Source organism: Dictyobacter kobayashii, from assembly GCF_003967555.1.
Classification (GTDB): Bacteria; Chloroflexota; Ktedonobacteria; order Ktedonobacterales; family Ktedonobacteraceae; genus Dictyobacter; species Dictyobacter kobayashii.
The window spans coordinates 2306564-2326423 of sequence record NZ_BIFS01000002.1 but is presented as its reverse complement, the minus strand read 5'-3'; the positions used below and the strand labels follow the sequence as shown (position 1 = coordinate 2326423).

General features: G+C 49.9%; 23 protein-coding genes and 2 pseudogenes. 9 read left to right on the top strand and 16 right to left on the bottom strand.

Going from position 1 to position 19860, the window contains the following annotated elements; all coding sequences use genetic code 11:
• Nucleotides 1–4 precede the first annotated feature (4 nt).
• The 12 genes and pseudogenes from EL645_RS36575 to EL645_RS36530 form a co-directional block, all read right to left on the bottom strand.
• Entirely contained in the window at nt 5–1447 is a 1443-nt protein-coding gene (locus EL645_RS36575) for a sulfatase family protein (RefSeq protein WP_126557316.1), read from the bottom strand.
• Nucleotides 1448–1502: 55 nt separating this feature from the next.
• Nucleotides 1503–1682: a hypothetical protein gene (locus EL645_RS41900; protein WP_218032234.1), complete on the bottom strand. Its 180-nt coding sequence runs from the start codon at nt 1680–1682 to the stop codon at nt 1503–1505.
• A gap of 95 nt (nt 1683–1777) precedes the next feature.
• Nucleotides 1778–2440 (bottom strand): Gfo/Idh/MocA family protein, encoded by a 663-nt coding sequence (locus EL645_RS36570; RefSeq protein WP_218032233.1) that lies wholly within the window; start codon nt 2438–2440, stop codon nt 1778–1780.
• Nucleotides 2441–2565: 125 nt separating this feature from the next.
• Entirely contained in the window at nt 2566–2703 is a 138-nt protein-coding gene (locus EL645_RS39830) for a hypothetical protein (RefSeq protein ID WP_161977990.1), read from the bottom strand.
• A gap of 17 nt (nt 2704–2720) precedes the next feature.
• Complete coding sequence (locus EL645_RS36565) at nt 2721–3368, bottom strand: sugar phosphate isomerase/epimerase family protein (protein WP_126557315.1); 648 nt, start codon at nt 3366–3368, stop codon at nt 2721–2723.
• Nucleotides 3369–3648: 280 nt separating this feature from the next.
• A complete protein-coding gene (locus tag EL645_RS36560) occupies nt 3649–4026 on the bottom strand; it encodes a chaperone modulator CbpM (protein ID WP_126557314.1) in 378 nt (125 codons plus the stop codon).
• Nucleotides 4027–4047: 21 nt separating this feature from the next.
• Nucleotides 4048–5040: a DnaJ C-terminal domain-containing protein gene (locus EL645_RS36555; RefSeq protein WP_126557313.1), complete on the bottom strand. Its 993-nt coding sequence runs from the start codon at nt 5038–5040 to the stop codon at nt 4048–4050.
• 53 nt (nt 5041–5093) lie between these two features.
• Nucleotides 5094–6992 (bottom strand): annotated as a pseudogene (gene dnaK / locus EL645_RS46095) (molecular chaperone DnaK).
• A gap of 143 nt (nt 6993–7135) precedes the next feature.
• The gene (locus EL645_RS36545) at nt 7136–7708 is read right to left on the bottom strand and encodes a nucleotide exchange factor GrpE (RefSeq protein WP_126557312.1); all 573 of its coding nucleotides are present in this window, start codon (nt 7706–7708) and stop codon (nt 7136–7138) included.
• Nucleotides 7709–7842: 134 nt separating this feature from the next.
• On the bottom strand, nt 7843–8808 hold the full coding sequence (locus EL645_RS36540; protein ID WP_246035704.1) for a phytanoyl-CoA dioxygenase family protein: 966 nt from the start codon (nt 8806–8808) through the stop codon (nt 7843–7845).
• A 370-nt stretch (nt 8809–9178) separates the two neighbouring features.
• On the bottom strand, nt 9179–9328 hold the full coding sequence (locus tag EL645_RS46090; protein ID WP_371865849.1) for an AraC family transcriptional regulator: 150 nt from the start codon (nt 9326–9328) through the stop codon (nt 9179–9181).
• Nucleotides 9329–9342: 14 nt separating this feature from the next.
• Nucleotides 9343–9849 carry a helix-turn-helix domain-containing protein gene (locus EL645_RS36530; protein WP_126557311.1) on the bottom strand — a complete coding sequence of 169 codons (507 nt, stop codon included), beginning with the start codon at nt 9847–9849 and terminating at the stop codon, nt 9343–9345.
• Between the two features lie 938 nt (nt 9850–10787).
• On the opposite strand from EL645_RS36530, the gene EL645_RS36525 reads away from it, so the two are divergent.
• Both EL645_RS36525 and EL645_RS36520 read left to right on the top strand, forming a co-directional pair.
• Nucleotides 10788–11111: an L-rhamnose mutarotase gene (locus EL645_RS36525; protein WP_126557310.1), complete on the top strand. Its 324-nt coding sequence runs from the start codon at nt 10788–10790 to the stop codon at nt 11109–11111.
• An 83-nt stretch (nt 11112–11194) separates the two neighbouring features.
• A complete protein-coding gene (locus EL645_RS36520; protein ID WP_218032232.1) occupies nt 11195–12025 on the top strand; it encodes a zinc-binding alcohol dehydrogenase family protein in 831 nt (276 codons plus the stop codon).
• Here EL645_RS36520 and EL645_RS41895 read toward each other — a convergent pair.
• Complete coding sequence (locus EL645_RS41895) at nt 12022–12162, bottom strand: hypothetical protein (protein WP_218032231.1); 141 nt, start codon at nt 12160–12162, stop codon at nt 12022–12024. The two genes, EL645_RS36520 and EL645_RS41895, sit on opposite strands and share 4 nt — an antisense overlap.
• A gap of 258 nt (nt 12163–12420) precedes the next feature.
• Nucleotides 12421–12792: a cupredoxin domain-containing protein gene (locus EL645_RS36515; protein ID WP_126557309.1), complete on the bottom strand. Its 372-nt coding sequence runs from the start codon at nt 12790–12792 to the stop codon at nt 12421–12423.
• Between the two features lie 505 nt (nt 12793–13297).
• Between EL645_RS36515 and EL645_RS36510 the strand changes: the two genes are divergently transcribed.
• The 7 genes and pseudogenes from EL645_RS36510 (at nt 13298) to EL645_RS36485 (ending at nt 19057) form a co-directional block, all read left to right on the top strand.
• The gene (locus EL645_RS36510; RefSeq protein ID WP_161977989.1) at nt 13298–13936 is read left to right on the top strand and encodes a copper resistance CopC family protein; all 639 of its coding nucleotides are present in this window, start codon (nt 13298–13300) and stop codon (nt 13934–13936) included.
• Nucleotides 13937–14148: 212 nt separating this feature from the next.
• Nucleotides 14149–14628 (top strand): copper resistance CopC family protein, encoded by a 480-nt coding sequence (locus tag EL645_RS36505; RefSeq protein ID WP_307720608.1) that lies wholly within the window; start codon nt 14149–14151, stop codon nt 14626–14628.
• A gap of 577 nt (nt 14629–15205) precedes the next feature.
• The gene (locus EL645_RS44925) at nt 15206–15811 is read left to right on the top strand and encodes a protein kinase domain-containing protein (protein WP_126557306.1); all 606 of its coding nucleotides are present in this window, start codon (nt 15206–15208) and stop codon (nt 15809–15811) included.
• On the top strand, nt 15715–16857 hold the full coding sequence (locus EL645_RS39825) for a serine/threonine protein kinase (RefSeq protein WP_281276464.1): 1143 nt from the start codon (nt 15715–15717) through the stop codon (nt 16855–16857). The genes EL645_RS44925 and EL645_RS39825 overlap by 97 nt, the downstream gene beginning before the upstream one ends.
• Before the next feature lie 449 nt (nt 16858–17306).
• Nucleotides 17307–18302, top strand: a pseudogene (locus EL645_RS36490) (macrolide family glycosyltransferase); the annotation flags it as partial.
• Between the two features lie 17 nt (nt 18303–18319).
• A complete protein-coding gene (locus EL645_RS39820) occupies nt 18320–18487 on the top strand; it encodes a hypothetical protein (RefSeq protein ID WP_161977987.1) in 168 nt (55 codons plus the stop codon).
• Between the two features lie 300 nt (nt 18488–18787).
• Nucleotides 18788–19057, top strand: coding sequence for a ubiquitin carboxyl-terminal hydrolase 14 (locus EL645_RS36485; protein ID WP_126557304.1), 270 nt, complete (start codon nt 18788–18790; stop codon nt 19055–19057).
• Here EL645_RS36485 and EL645_RS46085 read toward each other — a convergent pair.
• Both EL645_RS46085 and EL645_RS36475 read right to left on the bottom strand, forming a co-directional pair.
• Nucleotides 19030–19344 (bottom strand): YkgJ family cysteine cluster protein, encoded by a 315-nt coding sequence (locus EL645_RS46085; RefSeq protein WP_371865814.1) that lies wholly within the window; start codon nt 19342–19344, stop codon nt 19030–19032. The genes EL645_RS36485 and EL645_RS46085 overlap by 28 nt on opposite strands.
• Nucleotides 19345–19369: 25 nt before the next feature.
• The gene (locus EL645_RS36475) at nt 19370–19594 is read right to left on the bottom strand and encodes a hypothetical protein (protein WP_126557303.1); all 225 of its coding nucleotides are present in this window, start codon (nt 19592–19594) and stop codon (nt 19370–19372) included.
• Nucleotides 19595–19860 lie beyond the last annotated feature (266 nt).

Below are 19860 nucleotides of genomic sequence, written 5' to 3'. Positions count from 1 at the left end.
ACGTTTATTCATCCTTGACGTAGCCATGCAAGCGAACCCCTTTGTCCTGATCCTGCAATTCATTGGGTACAGTCAATGCCTCGGGTGAAGGAATAGTGGCCGCCATGTCCTGTGTGCGCTCTGACAGCGGCGTAGCCCCTGCTCCAATCACCTCACCAGGCTTAGGCGTCCCAATTCTCCTCCCACAGCGGCCCTGCTCACACAAAGGATCAAGCGAACGACCTGTTTCCTGCAAGCGCCGGGCCACCCAGGCATCCAGTCGCCGCTTCAACTCACGCGCTACTTCGGGCTGCTCATCGAGCAGATTATGCTGCTCCTCAGGATCTTGCTGCAGATCAAACAACTCCTGCATAGGTCGACCATGCGGATCTGGTTCGATGGAATCGATCAATTTCCAGCGCGTATTGCGAATAGCGCGCTTGACCTCCCAGGTGGCCTCGGACAGATAAAGCTCGTCATAGTTACTATCGCGCAACCCAAAGATTGGCGCCAGCAGGCTCACTCCCTCCATAGCATCGCGATCGGGCACGCCAACCAGATCCAGCAAGGTCGGGGCCAGATCCAGATTCTGTACAAAGCCGGGCACACGACGACCAGCCGGCAATTTTTGGGGCCAGTAGAAGATCAAAGGCACATGGACGTTTCCTTCATAGAGGCCGTGATGGTCGAAGTAGCCTTGCTGCTCATTGAGAATCTCACCATGATCAGCGGTCAGAATGACCAGTGTCTCCTCCTGCACAGGTTCCAGGGCGGCAAAGATACGACGCAGATGCTCATCCATATAGGCGGTTTCGCCATCATAGAGATTGATAACAAACTCGGCATCGGTGACACCAGGCATCCATTCATGGAAATACCAGCGGAACGGCTCCCAGTTCCAGGCTTCATCCATACTATGGTTATCCAGCGCATAAGGATCGCGCCCCGCTGGATAAAACTTGTGGGTATATCCAGGTGGGGGCAGATAAGGAGTATGGGGATCCCAGTAGTGCAAGAACAGGAAAAAAGGCTGTGCTTGCTCACGCAGGCGCTCAATCACTGGTAAAGCTTTTTCAGTGACCGTCTCGGCCTTGCGCAGGATAGTTGGTACCGAGCGATCCCAGGCATAGGTAATATATTCATCAAAACCGCGTGGGAAGTGGCGCTCCATGCTATCAACGGCCGCCGTCACATACCCATGCTCCTTGAGGATCTCTGGCAGGAGACGCACCCCATGCGCGATCGGCACCCCACCACCGATGTTGACGATATCATGGGTGATGGCCTCTTTGCCCGTCAACATGGTGGTAAAGCTAGGATGAGTCGGAATGTTGGGCGCATAGCAACGTTCGAACAATACACCCTGCTCAGCAATGCTATCGATAAAGGGGCTGGTCGGTTTGGGATAGCCATAACAACCCAGATGATCAGCCCGTTGGGTGTCCAGTGCAATCAAGACAATATTCATCCGTTGGGCACCTCCTCGATGGTTCCACGCTCCCAGGAACGAATGGCGGCCTCAATCACTTCTTGCGCGGCCAGCCCATCATCACCGGAAGCATCCAGGGACCACCCTGCAAGACCTGGGTCACAAACGCATTGATACGATTGCGAAAAGTATCATCGAAATTGCCCATGCCTCCGCCCATGATCGGATTTTCAAACACCAGCTTGTCACGGCTCTCACGCGGAAAAAATTCCATGCGCTGAAAAACATTCTCGATGACGGCCCGGCCTTTACTGCCGCCGACCTCACAGCGCTCAATGGGATGGAATGAACTGGCATCATAACTACCGGTTAGATGACCAATAGCCCGCTGGCAAACTGCATATTCACCGAAGCATTAGACCAGATCTTACGGCCAGGCCCCTTGTACATAAAGGCCTGTACGCGCTGAACCGGCCCTCCAAAGGTTCGCATGACATCAATCGAATGGGGATGCAGGGCGCGCAAATGAAACCAGGGAGAAGATTCGTTGGGATTATTAATCCAGAGGGCCATGTTAATAAATAATACCTCTCCCATTACCCCTTCAGTCAACAACTGCTTGACCCGATCAGCAGCTGGAGTAAAACGGTGGTTGAGGTCTACACCTAGCAGGAGGCCCCGCTCTTTAGCAAAACGCACCATCTCACGGGCATGCTCGATATTATTGGAGATCGGCTTCTCGACCAGCACATGCTTACCAGCCTGTAAACATTGCATGGTTGGCTCATAGTGATGTCCACCATTTTCAGGACCAGCCGTGGCCACACTGACCGCATCGATCTCTTCAGAGCTCAGCATCTCGTCGATCGCATGATAGGCCTTCACGCCATACTGCTGCGCCACCAGATCCACACGCTCTGGCAGCAGATCACAGAACGCGACAATTTCGGCATCTGGATTTTTGCTATACCAATTAGCATGATTCTTTCCAATGTGGCCCAGTCCGATAACAGCTACTTTTAACTTGCTCATGCTGCCCCTTTCTTGCAACCTTGCATTGAGGAACGAAAAATTTAGCGCTGCGCTATCAATAGTTATTAAGCGGCCGCCAGGACCGCACGTACATATTGCGCTTATCCAGATGGAATAGCTAGCAATCAAACATCCAAGGTCTGCATAATACGCGCTAGATAGCCATGGCTCTCGGCAGCTATGGCGCTGGCCTGCCAATCTTCTAGCGTAGCCCCGCCAATAACTTCGAGATTGAGCGGACCACGATAATGCGCCTGCTGCAATGCCTGTAAGACACCTGCTAGATCAATGGTGCCACGGCCAGGAATCTGAGTTTTAGGGGTCCAATGGGGATGATCTTCTCCATGGTATCGCGGATATGAACCGAGGCCAGGCGCGGGCCGAGCAGTCTGGCTGACGCTACAACATCATCGCCTAAACGATAAAGATGGCTGGCATCAAAATTAATGCCCCAGCCAGGTATCGGGAGTGCATCCAGGGCCTGGAGCGCCCTGGCAGTGTTATCGATGGCCTGATTAACATGTGCTTTGATACCAACGCGCACGCCTAGATCAGAGGCCAGCGGCGCCAGTTGCCGAATGGCCGCGTAAGCTGCCTGCTCAGATTCGACATTGCCGGTCTTCCCACCGCTCCCGGTATTCACAACTTCAATCCCTAACGCTGCCGCAAAGCGCAGGACTGAGATAAAACGTGGCAGATTATTGGGATCAGTAAGGTTGGTGGCCGCCTCAATGGCAACCGCACGCAAACCAACTTCTTCCAATTGAGCCTTCACTCGAACTGGATCATCGTGTCCCGGTACAACGTGCTCACACATTCCAGGAATCGCTGCCAGCTCAACTTCTGTAAAACCACACCACGCAACCCGCTCCAAAGCTCCGGGCAGATCACGCGCAGAGAACAGTACCGTATTACAACCAAGCCTCATTGCAGTTGTCCTTCTCTATTTGCCGCTGGTAAATTGGAAATAGCGACCGGTCTGTCTACCTACGAATTACTTCTACTAATTAGTCGATATTTAACTGGTGGGCGCGAAAAACAGATAAAACCATAGTAATGTTATGCTGCATTTCATCTAGTTTCAATCTGTTTTGTTATTCTTAACATGGAAGCATTTGCGCTGTCAAGGCTATCATGTCTACAAATTGTGTCTGGGGAATAAAAAAAGCGCCCACGAAGGGCGCGTATACTATTTCACGTATCGTCATTTATTCAGCTGGTTTTGGCTCAGGTGGAACCTCCGCAGATGGAGCCTCCGCAGGTGAAACATACCGGGCCAGGGCCTGGTGCAGCTCATCCACATGAATGAGCAGGCGCAGAACAACCTCAACGCCAGCCTGATTGATATCCAGGTCGCGCTGCAAACGATAGGCGCGACGCAATAGGCGCAGATCTTTTTCACTATAATTGTGTTCCATACTGCCAACATCCAGGCGTCCAATCAGACCTACCTCGGCTAAATGCAACACAAATGGTTGCTCTAAACGGCAAAAATCCAGAATCTCCCTTTCACTATAGGTATAGGATTCCTGCGGACCGAGCAACACGATTTTTGTGATTCGCGATGATAACTGTGAGTCAGACATAAGTGCATCTCCTCTCACATCTTAATTAGTCGAGCCCAGTGAATGAGCAAAGGCTTCAAAGAGACGCCGCTGCTCATCAGTGAGTTGTGTAGGTACGTTTACATGGACCTCCGCGTAAAAATCTCCGCGCTGCTCCGGATGCCCGATCTTTACTGGCATACCCTGATTGCGTAGACGGAATGCACGACCATCATTGGTGCCAGGTGGGATACGCAACATCAGACGGCGCCCATCTGGAATGGGAACCGGGACCTCTCCACCAAGTATAACTGTGGTCAGAGGGACCGATAATTTGGTGCGCAGGGTACTTCCTTCACGCGTATATTGAGGATCAGGGCGCATATGCACACGCAAGTAGAGATGCCCACGCGGCGCCCCCTGCGCCCCCTGATTCGCGATCCGAATGCGCGAACCTTCATCGACGCCAGCTGGAATTTTCACCTCAAGGCGACGTGTACTCCCATCTGGCTGGGCTAATTCAAGCACGCGCTGTGACCCTTGATAGGCCTCGGGTAGCGAAACCTCCACCTCGGCTTCCACATCCTGCCCGGGTGCCGCCTGACGTGCCCGCTGCCCAGCGGTCCCCGCACGAGATCGGCGTGCCTGAGCGCCAGAAAATCCTGAATGAAAGTACGTCTCAAAGAAATCCGAGAATGGTGCGTTGCCACCAAACAGATCCTCCAGATCCTCTTCATTCACAGTGCGGTATTGATAATTGCCTCCACCAAAACCACCCGGAGCGCCCTCGCCTGCCGCGCGGCCCTGTCCCGGCCACGATCCATACTGCTGATAGTAGGCACCCAGCTCATCATACTTTTTCCGCTTCTCAGGATCAGATAGGACCTCATTGGCCTCATTAATCTCCTTAAATTTATTTTCGGCTTCTTTATTATCAGGATTAACATCAGGATGATACTGGCGAGCCAATCGACGAAAAGCGCGTTGAATCTCTTTCTGGTCAGCATCCTTGCTAACCCCTAAGATTTTATAGTAATCCTTATAATCAACAGCCATCGCATATCTCACTCTCTTCCTGCATCTATCCAAAAGAACGACGTTCGGCCATTTTACACTTCGCGGAATTCGCCTTCAATGGTCCCCGAGTCATCTTCTGGCGAGGATTGTGTAGAACCGGCCGAACTACTTGCCTCGGCCGCAGCACCTGGTTGGCTATAGACCTCGTGGCCCACACGCTGCATGGTATGCTCCAGCTCTTCAGAGCTACTGCGAACTTCTACGACATCACTACCGGCCAGCGCATCCCGTACCCGCTTGATCTTCTCTTCAATCTCGGTACGCAAGCTAGCAGAAATCTTCTCACCAACCTCTTTAAGGGTTCGTTCCGCTTGATAGGCCACGCTATCAGCGCGATTGCGCAGCTCTATCTCTTCTTTATGCTGCTGATCCTCCTGGGCATGGAGCTCAGCCTCATTCACCATACGCTCCACTTCATCCTTTGAGAGTCCGCTAGAGGCCGTAATGGTAATCTTCTGCTCCTTGCCGGTAGCTTTATCGCGAGCAGTCACACTCAAAATGCCGTTCGCATCGATATCAAACACAACCTCAATTTGAGGGACACCACGAGGCGCCGGAGCGATCCCCTCAAGCTGGAAATGCCCCAAACTCTTATTATCACGAGCAAACTTACGCTCACCCTGTAGCACATGAATCTCAACCGCGGGCTGGTTGTCCGCAGCCGTACTGAACATCTCACTCTTGCGCGATGGAATAGTGGTATTGCGCTCAATCAGAGGCGTCATCATCCCGCCCAACGTTTCCACTCCCAGCGAGAGAGGGCGTAACATCCAACAACAGCACATCCTTAACATCTCCCTGTAACACGCCCGCCTGGATCGCGGCACCGATCGCCACTACCTCATCTGGATTGACCCCTTTATGAGGATCTTTGCCAAAAATCTGGCGCACCAACTCAACCACGGCAGGCATACGGGTCTGTCCACCCACCAGCACCACTTCATCAACCTGGCTGGCCTGAATACCAGCATCCTGCAAAGCCTTGGTAACTGGAACACGTGTACGCTCAATCAAATCGCCGACCATCTGCTCCAATTGAGAGCGAGTCAGCGTCATAACCAGGTGTTTAGGACCACTACTATCTGCGCTAATAAAAGGAAGATTTACCTCCGTTTGCTGGACGGTAGAGAGCTCGATCTTGGCCCGTTCAGCAGCCTCTTTAAGACGCTGCAAAGCCATCCGATCATTGCGTAGATCGATGCCTTGCTCCTGGCGAAACTTGTCGGCCAGCCAATTAATGATATGTTGATCAAAGTCATCACCGCCCAGATGGGTATCACCATTGGTCGCCTTCACTTCAAATACCCCATCGCCCAATTGCAGAATGGAGATATCGAAGGTGCCCCACCCAGATCATAGACGGCGATCATCTCATCATGCTTCTTGTCCAGCCCATAGGCCAGGGAAGCGGCAGTGGGCTCATTGATGATACGCAACACTTCCAGGCCAGCAATAGTACCGGCATCTTTAGTGGCCTGGCGCTGGGTATCATTAAAGTAGGCGGGAACCGTAATCACAGCCTGCGAGATCTTCTCACCGAGCCTGGTTTCTGCATCGGTGCGCAATTTCTGTAAGATCATCGCCGAAATTTCCGGCGGGCTATACTCACGGCCCGCCAGCACTACACGTACATCCCCGTTGGGCGCGCGCGTAATTTTATAGGGTACCATCTCTTGCGTCCGCTTGACTTCAGGATCATCAAACTTACGGCCCATCAGACGCTTGATAGAAAAAATGGTATTCTCCGCATTAGTTACCGCCTGGCGCTTGGCGATCTGCCCCACCAGGCGCTCGCCATTTTTGGTAATAGCCACCACAGAGGGAGTCAGGCGAGCTCCTTCACTATTCTCTAACACCGTTGGTTCGCCACCCTCAATCACCGCCACCACCGAATTGGTTGTCCCTAAATCAATACCGAGCACTTTTGCCATAGCTTCTTGCTCCCTTCGCATATAGATACCACAAGCAAATTTGTAGTACATCTATACAAATGATCGCCAACATACCAGCAGCACGCTAGAATTTGCCATGGACGCTATCAGACATTGCATGTAGTGCCAGTACAACAATGATCTCAGGACTTTTCCACATCTTCTTCATCTGATGAAGATGTGGAGACAACTACTTGAGCCGGACGTATCACACGATCTCCCAGCATATAACCTGGACGCACCACCTGAATAATCGTGCCTTCGGGATGTTCTTTGCTGGCCATACGTAAAATTGCATCATGTTTATAGGGGTCAAACGTCTCGCCCGGTTCGCCGATTGCTTTTACGCCTAACTGCTCCAGTGTATTAATCAACTGACGGGCCGCCAGATCCACACCCCGGGCCCACGCGTTATTCGCCAGTTCTGGTGGCATGGAGCTCATTGCACGTCCCAGATCATCCAGGACCGGTAAGATTTTTTCGAACAATGCCGCCTGGGCACTTGCTCTGGCCTCAGCCTGCTCCTGTCTCGCACGACGTTTATAATTAATAAAATCGGCCTGCGAACGCTTCAATAAATCAAGGTATTCTGCGCATTTCTGCTGCTCCTGGGCCAACTGTTGCTCAACGGAAGTCGTAGCAGTCTCTTCTTGCTGTGTAATGGTATCAGCCTGTACATCTTCAGCCTGTGGCTTCTGCGCATCATTCTGACTCATATCAACCAACCTTTCCAAATCTATTCAAAAGAAAAGTGAAGAACTGTCTGACACTTTCCCTCATCTTCATTTTAATACGCGAAAAATATATTATGTTCGAGAGGGCCTAAAACGCAAAAGTACAGCAATGGAGTTTAGCATTTATTCCATTGCTGTAGCAGACACGATTGAAAAAGAAACAAGGTGTACAAACAACTAAAGCATATCTCCGGGTAGTAGTGGTTGGTCCAGCGCATGTCGATGTCATCATCTTTAAGCTGGTAGCGAATATCGGTTGAGAGGCGGATACAGCCATGTGGATCATAGTTAACGGTAGCGGCATGGATCATATAGGGGCTGTGGATAACCATGTCTCCGATCTCATAATCGGCAATCAGCCAGCGACTGTTAATCCTTTCGGCCAGTTCTGGCAAATTATTAGTGAGCCAGCCTTCACGCATATTTTTATTAAAGGCGCTGATACGTTCTTCAGGAGGTAGATCGGCATTTTTCAGCGCGAACTCAGCCTCCATTTTGCGTCCCAGGGCGTCCGAGCCTTCCAGGTAAGTCAAGCCACCAAGCTCAACAGGTGTATCGCCAAGAGGTATCCAACTACTACAGAGACGATCGGTCCCTCCACGTAGATAGACCAGGTCGTAATGCGCCCCGGTGCTTCTGGCGTCACCTGGCACATTGTAGCGGATCAGCTTGCGTTTATGGAGATAGATTTCGCCCCCTAGAAAGGCCTCATAGAAACGCACAATTTCAGGGGCAGTACAAAAAGCTTCATACTCCGGCCAGCGATGGACCTCCATAAAAATTTTATGCGCCAGCTCTTTATGCTCAATCCAGCCTGCATAAATCCCCTCTTCAGAATCACTATCCTTTGCCAGCAGTCCACTGACCTGCATGGCCTCAAACACACGGCGGCGAAAGGTCAGCACCGTCTCACGATTGAGTATGCCTTTCAGCCAGAGATAACCGGCGGCGCGATAGCGCTGGCGTAATTGCTCGATCGGCAAAGTAGGATCAGTGGGCTCTAACCAGCCCAGGCGTTGTGGCGTTTGCGCTAGCTGATAGCCATTGCTGATCAGCGATAAGGCGCGCATCTGTGTACTCAACAAATTCCTCCTTTGGAGCAGCCAACCCATAATCATGGAGTTCACGAACCCCATCAGGTTCGTGCTAATCGTCAGCGCCGCCCCTATGTACGAATAAGTATACGCATACACATCCGCACTGACTTAGGAGAAAGCAATCTCTCATTTGTAAAAAACGATCAGTCCCTATTCCTACTGCGTGCGCTGACGCGCCCGAACCCTTTTAATTATGTGCTGCAAGAATGGTACTAAATCGCAATTCTTGCAGCACATAATTAAAAAGCATGAAATTCTATTATCTATTGTAGAAAGCACTATCTTTATTGTGTGAGGCAACCATCATTTTTTATTGTGTGGGCGCGCCAGCGCCCGCCCGCACAGGAACAACAGGCTAATAATCTTCTGCTTGCTTGTGAAGAGCACGCCATTGGGAAGGAGAGAGACCATAGTGTTGACGAAAGGTAGAAGAGAAATGAGCCAGATCAAAGAAACAGGTCTGGGCAGCCACTTCTTGCAGGGTCAGCTCGGTAGTAGCAAGCAGACGTTGTGCTTCTTTTAAACGCAGATCCAGGAGATATTGTTTGGGGAAAGACCAAAGACAGCATGGAAATGGCGGCGCAGGGTAACATCAGCCATTAAAAACTGCTGCGCCAGGCGAGCAATCGATATCGGCTCATCGAGGTGGGTTTGCATATATGCGGCAACCTCATAGATGGCAATAGTCGCGGGATCTTGCACTTGATCGCCCTCTAGCAAGGTAAGGACAAATACTTCCAGGTAAGCCCGTAGCAGGCGCTCCTGTTTTGAGGGAGACTGCTCCACCAGCGTTAATAAGCGCTGGAAGAGGGCCTCATATTCGGCGAACTGAGGTTTTGCCAGCGTAATCAAGCGCGGATAATTGCCTGGTACCAGACGTTGAGCCAGATCACGCGGCGTATAATCCAGGTGCAAGACATTCAACAATGTCTGCTCACGACTCCACCAGCTATGTGGCAATAGCGGTGGGATCGAGACCACCTGTCCAGCTTTGATCTGCCATTGGTGCTGGGCCGCATCTAACATCACCTGGCCTTGAAGGACCCCACCAGTTCAATCCCGTTATGCGCGTGCTCCGCAAAGCTCCATCCCGCCGACACGCGTAGTGCCTGCATCCCATTTACCAGTTCCATCGCTGTTGTCACCACGTCTCCAATCCTGGTAGCTTAGCCACCCAATCTTAACTATATTGTGCCACATCGCAAGGAAAACTGGTAAAAACGTCATATTACTTGCACAATAGTCATGAAAAAGAGGCAGAGACGATGAATGCAAGCCAGGTACATACTTCTTGGTCAATATAACTTAAGCAGGCAAAATAATAGCAATAAATACCCTTTACAGGTGCTGCGCATCTGGCGATAAATATTAGTGTGATAAGTAACCAGGAGAACATCACAGCCGAGTAATTCCAACACCGTCGCCGCCTGGAACAAAATGATGATCATCCAACACCTTTCTATCATTAAACACATCTTTATAACACTCAAACATGTAATAATTGGCGAAAGGAAGCGCCAGATAAAAACTCTTTTCTCATCTTAGTCGTGCGGATAATACGCATATGCACAAACAATCTTTCGGCGATCATGCCTTACATGCGTACCTTACAGCATCCATAACCTCATCTCCTCCAAATTGGATGTTACAGCGAGCAATCAAGGGTCAGCCACCACTTGCAGGTGGCTGCCCTTTTTGTCGCTGCGCGCCGATAAAGGCAGGGCTATGTAATGTTCGTCCAGAGAATGTATATCTTTCAGGTGTGGAGTGAGCGGCCGCAGCCGCCCACTCCACACACTCCACACCTCCAACCCGGCGCCGCAGGCGACAAAGAGAAAAATTAAAAAGCCCTGGAGATAAAGGTTGATCCCTTGACAACGGAAAGGTTTTTTTCTACTCTAAAAGAGAAAACGATTTCTAATGTCGAGAACTCTCAGCAGAGCATGTAACGCAAAGGAGTGCTTATGCGCCGCTTTGGCCAAATCATCCATGTAAAGCCGGACCGCATCAAAGACTATGAACGTATCCATGCCGCCGTCTGGCCTGAAGTGCTAGAGACTATTACCGCCTGCAATATGCGCAACTACACTATTTTTCGGCATGGAAACCTGCTATTTGCGTATTTTGAATATATTGGCAATGATTTTGAGGCCGATCAAAAGAAGATGGGCGCAGATCCGAAGACGAAAGAGTGGTGGACCCATACCGATCCAATGCAGGAGCCGCTTGAGGATAAGGCTGAAGGTGAGTGGTGGGCCAATATGAAAGAGGTTTTTCATACCGACTGAGCCGCGCCAGGTCGCTCGCATTGGCAATATATACTAACGCCACTAAAACCAAAACGATTCAATCATATTGATGAGGGAATAAGATGAAAGCTATTCAGTTGGAGGCACCGGGCCAGTTGCGCTTAATTCAAACTGTGGAACCGCAGGCCCCGGGACCCGATGAGGTGCTGGTCCGCGTTAAGGCCATTGGTGTATGCGGTACTGACCTGCATGCTTTTCGTGGCGAACAACCCTTCTTTAATTATCCGCGTATCCTGGGCCATGAACTGGGTGTAGAGGTGGTAGCGGTCGGAGAGCAGGTACAACAGATCACGGTTGGTATGCGCTGCGCCGTCGAGCCCTATCTCAATTGCGGCACATGCCCTCCCTGTCGGCGAGGAAAAACCAATTGCTGCATGAACATTCGCGTGCTCGGGGTACATATTGATGGCGGTATGAGCGAATATCTACTGGTACCCGCCGATCACCTGCACCCGGCCAGGACGCTCTCGTTTGAACAGTTAGCCCTGGTCGAGCCGCTAGCCATTGGTGCCCACGCCGTAGAACGCGCCCGGTTAGCAACCGACGAGCAAGTCCTGGTCGTAGGAGCAGGTCCGATTGGCCTGGCGGTAACGCAGTTCGCCCTGCTGGCTGGCGCGCAAGTGGTGGTGATGGATATCAGTGAGAGCCGCCTGGATTTCTGCCGCCAACAATGGTCAGAGGTTACCTGCATCAATGGAGGACAGGATGCCCAGGCCGCGCTGCAAAAAATCTATGGCGATGACTTTCCCACAGCCGTTTTTGACGCTACCGGCAATCCACACTCCATGCGCGCCGCCTTCAACTATGTAGCTTATGGTGGGCGCCTGATCTTTGTCGGCCTCATTCAAGGCGACGTCTCCTTCAATGACCCTATTTCCATAGCCATGAACTAACCCTGCTCAGTAGCCGCAACGCAACAGGCAAAGAGTTCCGGCAGATCATCTCCTATCTCGAAGCGGGTCAGATTCAATTGGATGCCTGGATTACCCATCGAGCCAGCACAGAAACCATGATCGATGAATTTCCCCACTGGTTCGATCGCGCTAGTGGCATCATCAAAGCCGTCATTATAGTTTAATTGCCATCACTTTTACTGTGGGTAACCTATGTATCATTAAAGTGTGTCTGATCCTCACGTCCGCCTTTGGCGCTCAAAGGCGCTCAAGAAGTTTTCTTGTGTGGTGCAAAAAAGTGCGCTGGGACGCACTTTTTTGCACCACACAAGAAAAAAAAGCACGTCCGCGCAGGGGTTGCACACTTCCCATGAGGATGAGAGTAAAACACATGCTTAATCAACCACTACGGTCAGATTCATATCAGGATGGATAGTGCAGTAGAGGTGGAAGGTACCCGCAGTATTAAAAGGCCCAATGACCTCGCTTACATTACCATCCACATTAGCATTAACCTGTGGTGCACCAGGCTCACTTTTCGGTAATTGCATCCCATCCATCCAGCTCCCGTTCTGGATGATATGAATTGCGGCGCTATCGTTGACCAGCGTTACAGTCTCCCCTTTGTGAATGGTAATCGATTTTTGCACAAAGTTAGTTTCATTCATATGTACTTGATTTTGATTAGAACTGCCGCAAGCCGAGGTAAGTCCGACTACGAGGATCGCCAGCAAAAGCATGAGATAACGATATTTGCTCTGTCGCATGATTCATAATGCTCCCAAAAGATATTCTATTTCAGTGTATCACCATAAAATCCATTCGGTATACATCTACCATTATAAAAGATGAGATTTGAATGTTTCGGGAAGCGTGTCGCTGCTGGAAGAATATGCATAAGCCTATACCACACTATAAAACACTTATGCGCTCCACGGGACATGAAAAATCATACACAAACAGCGCAGGAGTGATGGAAGCCTGACAGGCTGCAAGAGATTAAAATAGGGCCAACTCCTGATGGACATTTATGGCAGTTTATTCTAGTATAGTCTGGCACATCCGATAAGGATAAAAGAGAGCTATTTTATCTTGCTACAAACTTATAAAGCTCTCTCTGGTAATTCATCGGAAAGCGAGATCATCCACAATTCAAGTTGTCAGTCATGGTGGAAGATGTAAATGTGGTTAGGGAGACTCTACAGTTCATGCTCCCCTGATTAGTCACAGCACAATTTATTAGTAAGTGGTGTAGAGAGGATGTTTTATTCTATGAATATGCAATCAGGTAGACAGCTCATCATTATCAGCATTTTTTGTAGCATGCTATGCGTGCTGCTATGCACCGGCAACGCATTAGCGCAACCCACACATGGTGAATATGTCAGTTCCGTCCCGGCTGCCAATGCAATGCTCACCCAGGCACCCACAGTCATTACCGTACACTTTTCAGAAGCGATCGATCCCAATCAGAGCGATATTCAAGTCTACGACGTTAATGATAAGCTGGTCAGTACCGCACCAGCCAAACTCAATGGCACGGATCATCAGACGATGGCGGTACCCATGCAGGCCAATGGATCAGAAATTTACCTGGTCAACTGGCATAATGTCTCCACCGACGAAGGGCATCGAGATAGTGGGAGCTTCCGCTTCTTCGTAAATATCAGTCGAATGCTCAAAGGAATGGTAAAAGGCGAGGCAATGGGGCATATGCCAGGCACAACGATGGCGGCCGCCCACCCGGGCGCTACTATATCACAGGCCAGAGGAATACCAACCTGGCTGACAGTACTCCTGTCAGGTATGGTTGGTCTACTGATAGGTGCAGGGGCAACCTTCGCTATGCTTCAGCAGCAAAAAATAAGGTATACCTTTCAAACTGAAGAAAATACCTTAGGAAAAAAATAGGTAATTGACCCAATAGACAAATATCTATGGAGATCCTATGCTCTTTGATAGATATTTTATGATGGACGATCAGGATCCTTTTAAAAGTATTACGCCATGTAGCGCTACCTGTAGTAGCACTACCTTTAGTAGAGAAAGGTCAAAGAACTTATTATGCGTCAAATTCAACGACGTTTAGGCTTGATTTGTGCAACACTTCTCAGCCTTAGTTTATTCTTTGTGTTGAGCGGCACATCCTTTGCCATGCCCAATCACGCCAAGGTGTTATCCTCAGATCCAGCAATAAACTCAACCATTTCCCAGGCCCCAGCAAGATCACGGTGACAACCGCAGAGAATATGAAGCCTGGTGCGACCAATAGCAATCTTTTCGTCTACGGCCCTAGCGGAGAACTGATCAGCCAGGGCGATGCCAGGGTAGATTTGAATAATCCAGCCAGGATGTCAGTTAATATCAAACCAGAGAAGAATGGGGTCTATGTTGTACGCTGGATTACCGTTTCAGCCCAGGATGGTGATCCCGACCAGGGTGCCTACGTCTTCACCGTTGGGCCAGCGGCGAGCGGCACAACTACCCAGCCTCAAGCTGCGGCTACCCTAAAGCTGCGACTACACCCGCAAGCACCAGCAACAGCAGTAACACTGGTACTTCTCCCTGGCCCGCGATTATCAGCGGTATCGTTGCCCTTATAGTTGGATTGGGAGCTGGCTTCGGGCTCGGGCGCACACGCAAATCTGCCCCACCCATTACCGAGCCAACAAAAACCCCTGTAAGCTAAATTAAAAGTCCGAATTTAGAAAAAAAAGAACAGCGAGCCTGTCAAAATGATAGGCTCGCTGTTCTTTTTTATGCATTAGCACCCACAATTCCTCCCATAGAGCTCTCGCCACAAGCAACTCAGACTGCTCCAGTCAGGGCTTTTTAATGTTGATCGCAAGGAGATCACGAGCCAGCGATACGATGGACCTTCTTTCAGGTGTGGAGTGTGTGGTGGGCAAACGCGGCCACACCCCAACCCGGCGCCGCAGGCACCCAAGAGGAACAGTAAAAAGCCCTGGTTTTTAGCTGGAAATGTACAAAATTGAGCTAAGTACTTATCAATAATGTATTGCAAAATAAGGAAAATATACCCATTCATGCTATGAACATGAAAATATGCTTGCAGTAGCTCTTCCTATTTATGTATACTTTCGTTGAACATTGAGATAAATTGGTCAATACATTCCATTTTATGGAATTAAGAAGATATTGTGCTCTGAGGAGAGGGAGATGCCGTCTTTTTTGCTTATTTGTAGTGTTTGTGGTTTTGCTAATCCCAGGGGTCAGACGCGTTGTCTGATGTGTAGTCAGCCGTTGTTAGATGCGCAGAGTAATATCGTCCCCATGCCTCCTCCTCAAGCGTTACCCATAGCTAAAGGAATGCTCAAACAGCGCTATCGTATTCTGTTCGCCATCGGGCAAGGTGGCATGGGAACGGTTTATCTTGGCAGAGATATGCAACTTGGGAATCGGCTGGTCGCGATCAAAGAAATGAGTCAGTCGGGTCTCTCACCACAAGAAAGAATCCAGGCCGCCCAGAATTTCAAGCACGAGGCGCATATTCTGGCCGGACTGCAACATCCTCATCTGCCTAGTATCTACGATCATTTTGAAGAGAACCAGCGCTGGTACCTGGTAATGAGCTATATCAAGGGGCAGACACTTGAAGAGTATCTCAAAGCACAGGGAGGCAAATTATCGCTGGGAGAGGTACTTGAGATCGGGTCATTCTATGTAGTGTGTTGCATTATTTGCATACCCATCATCCACCTATCATTTTTCGCGATCTTAAGCCTTCCAATATCATGCGCGCCACAGATGGACATATTTATCTGATTGACTTTGGAATCGCTCGTTTTTTTAAGCGTGGACAATCAAAAGATACAAACAATCAGGGTTCGCCCGGCTACGCGGCCCCCGAACAATATGGCAAGCGGCAGACCGTGCCTAGTTCCGATATTTACAGTCTGGGCGTCATCTTCTACCAGTTGATTACAGGCGCCGATATCGCTCAGGCAACCTTTCACTTTCCGCCCCTTGAGTCACAGGTTCCTGGCGTTCCACCAGTGTTGAGCGCGCTTATCGCCCAGATGTTGGACCTTGATGAAAACAAAAGGCCGCAGAGCATGGAAGAGGTGAAGCTGAAGCTTCAAAATATCATGAGTAATCTTAAAACCCCTCTTTCTCTTCCTGCCTCCAAAAAGCAACGCGGAGCCATGTCAGCGGCATCAATCCCGACTCACAGAAAACCGAAGCGCAAACTCCTGGCGACTTCGCTGGCGACGGCCATAGCTCTCATGCTCTTGTTGATTTATGTGCTCTTGTTGAATAATAATATATTCAAGCTATCTACACGAGCCTCTAGCCCAGGCATCAACCTATCCTCCACATCCACCATTGTATTGAACGCGCGTACACCTCTAGGCGTGGTCCAGATCTTTTGCAGAGCCATGAACTCATCGGCACCGGATTTTCTAACCGCATATGACCAGTTTTCCCATGGGTATCATAGCAAGCATACGCTGGTAGATTTTCAAAAGTATTTTCAGGGGACGAGCCGCTGTGTCGTCGCAAGTGTCCCTGATGCAACTCACCAGGCCGGTTTAAACCTGACCCTGTCGTGCCCGCATTATGATGGTGGTCCACCACCAGATGGAACACCACCGCCACCGCCGCCAGATGGGACACCACCGCCCAATGGTGGGTATCCGCCTGATGGGGGACATCCGCCTGATGGGGGTCATCCTCCTGACGGGGGGCATCCTCCTGATGAACCGATGAACAAGCCGGCCGACCTTACTTTAATTAGTGATGGGAGCAATGGTTGGAAGATCGATACTATCTATGTTGTCGACTACAATTGTCTGCCTCCTCCCCACTAATTATCATAGTGAGTGATCCCACGCTTCCAATACTTTTTTTAGCAGACGCTGCATAAGGCATGCTGTTCGTAACTTTTCCACTGATAGTTCGCGCCAGCGGCGCTCAAAATTTATGCTATGTTGTTGCAGCACGTGTACCAAAGCACACGTGCTGCAACAACATAGCATAAAAAGATTGGGGGCGTCAGCGCCCCCAGGCTGGCCAGCCATTCCATCTTGATCTCAGGTAGGGGTCATATTGAAGCAGTCATATATATTGACAGCAACAAAATAATATGCTATGTCTCTATGAAGAAGGAAGAAACAACGCGCAATAGACACATGATGTGTTGATATATACTCTAGTATGCCAAAGTAGCAGAGGAACCGGGTTAGGATGGCCTGGCAGAAGGAGTTCTCGCGATGTCAACATATCTTTGTTTTAATATTCCACACCAGGGAAATATCAACCCACCCTGGCCATTGTCCAGGGGCTTGTCACGCGAGGAGAACAGGTAACTTATTATCTAACGGAAGAGTTCCGGTTGCCAATTGAGGCGACAGGAGCCACTTTCCGTAGTTATATCTCTAACCTGGATTTTGACCAGGTGGCCGAGATGGCCATCAGTCAGAACGATGCAGGCTACCTACTAACTGCTGGCGAGCAGATGCTTAGGGAGTGTCGCTCGTTACTGCCACAAATCTTAGAAGATTTGCATGGAGAGCGGCCCGATGGCATCATCTATGACCAGACCGCGCTCTGGGGTCGCATGCTGGCCCAGATATTGCATACGCCAGCGATCATTGTACGGCCGGGCTATGCATCCAACGCATATTTTAAGCTCTTCTCTATACTTACGCCACCTGCTTCGCCCCCGGTACTTGAAGAGATGAATGCCCGCCTTGCTTACCTGAATGCTCAGCTACATACCCTCTGCGCCGAGTATTCTATTCCTGCATTTGATCTCACTGATATATCTACCCATGCAGAGCCTTTGACCCTGGTGACACTGCCCAGAACCTTTCAATATGCAGGAGAGACATTTGATGCCCGCTTCCAATTCGTCGGTCCATGCATCCTCCCACGCTATAATGGCAGCGACTTTCCGCTTGAACGCTTGCGCAAACAACCTACCCTCTATATTTCGCTGGGAACTTCCTTTAACGAGCATCGGAACTTCTATCAAACCTGTTTGAGCGCCTTTGCTGATACACCGTGGCAGGTCGTGATGGCCCTTGGAAAACACAGCTCGCCAGCCGATTTAGGTCCCGTGCCAGACAATTTTATCGTACACCCCTATGTACCTCAACTCGATGTCCTGGCCAGATCCAGCATCTTCATCAGCCATGGAGGCATGAACAGCATCATGGAGGCCCTCTCATATGGAGTGCCTTTGATAATCATTCCTCAACTGCCGGAACAGGAATTGACGGCGCGTCGAGTGGTCGAGTTGGATCTGGGGTAGCAGTGGGGCCAAAACAAGTGACGACTGAAAGCTTGCGAGGAGCGGTGAACTATATTGCCCACCAGCCCGAGATTCGCATGCGCACGCGCCAGATGCAAAGGATCATCGCTGAAACTGGCGGCGTCCACGCCGCCGTCGATGCGATTCTACAATATCTGCATACACACACAGTTCCCAGCATCTAAGCCATCGAGTTACAAGTACTCATATCGGACGGATGGGAACTCAAAACTAGAAACGTACACTTTAAATCCCAACCAGTATTAAGCTCATCTTACATGGATTTCTGCTACATGTTATAGTAACAAGAGGCATCACATTGCGCGGCTATGTAATGCGATCCTGGCAAAAAAACAGCACAAATACATGTAACATTGTTTTGTCCAGGCATACCGCTACAGGTATACGCAGAGGGCAACAAAAAGAAGTGTCGGTTGTATGCCTGGCAGAAGAGCAGTCGCTCTAACTCTATAAAGGGGAAGATTATGGCACAAGTATGTACCCATATCGACCAGATTCAGGAAGTTGTACCCAGTGCTCCCGGCTGTGAAGAATGCTTAAAATTGGGCGAGAGCTGGGTTCATCTGCGCATCTGTCTTACATGTGGCCATGTAGGTTGTTGCGATTCATCCAAAGGCAAGCACGCGACCAAACACTTTCATGCCACTAACCATCCAATCATCGCCTCGTTTGAAAAAGGGGAAGATTGGGGCTGGTGCTATATTGATCAGGCCGAGCTAGACTTTAGTGAGTAGAGGAGGGGCATTATCCTCTTCTCATGCTTAACGGCGAGGGCGGTAGCTCGTTCAAGCTTAGTAATCAGCTGTAGGGCTTCCTGCGACGAACGGCCACAGGTATCTTCTTGAGCTCGGAAAGCCAGACAGACTGCGGGTCGTTCAGATTTACCGAAAAGCTGGCAGCGATTATCACTGGTCAAATTGACACAGCGAACTCCTGCTGGCTTACCCTCAGGCATACCAGGTATACATGTTGAAATGGATGGTGCAATACAACATGCGCCGCATCCAATGCGACATTCCATCGATCATTTCCTATCTAGATTATTCTTACATACCGCGTGGTTCAATGGCATTGATATATGTCTCGGCAATAATGGTAGAAGCTTCTGCATTGCCCACCAGCGACTCCAATTGACCTTGATAACTGGCAATAGCTTCATAATGATGAGCAATAATCTCATGTTTAGCAACAGCCGCAAAATCATACATCAGATGATGCATAGCCTGGCACTCCAGAGCAATTTTCTCGCGCAATTTTTCTACTTCACTCATAATGGTAAACCTTATCAAGAGAAAAACAGCATGCCGTTCAATCGTATGAGCGCAGCTGCCTGACAGGCGCACCCGTTTGCTCGCCACTGCTCAAGTTGGATGGCTGAGCCAGTGGCAGCGGAGCTAGCCGCGTCCAAGCGGCGTTTACGATTGCTTTTCAATAGCTAGTAAAATAGCATTGCGAGTCCTTGTATATGTAGTGCCAGCAGCTAATGCATTGCCATGAAGTCACCAATGACGATTCAAACATTGTTTGCCCTGCATCG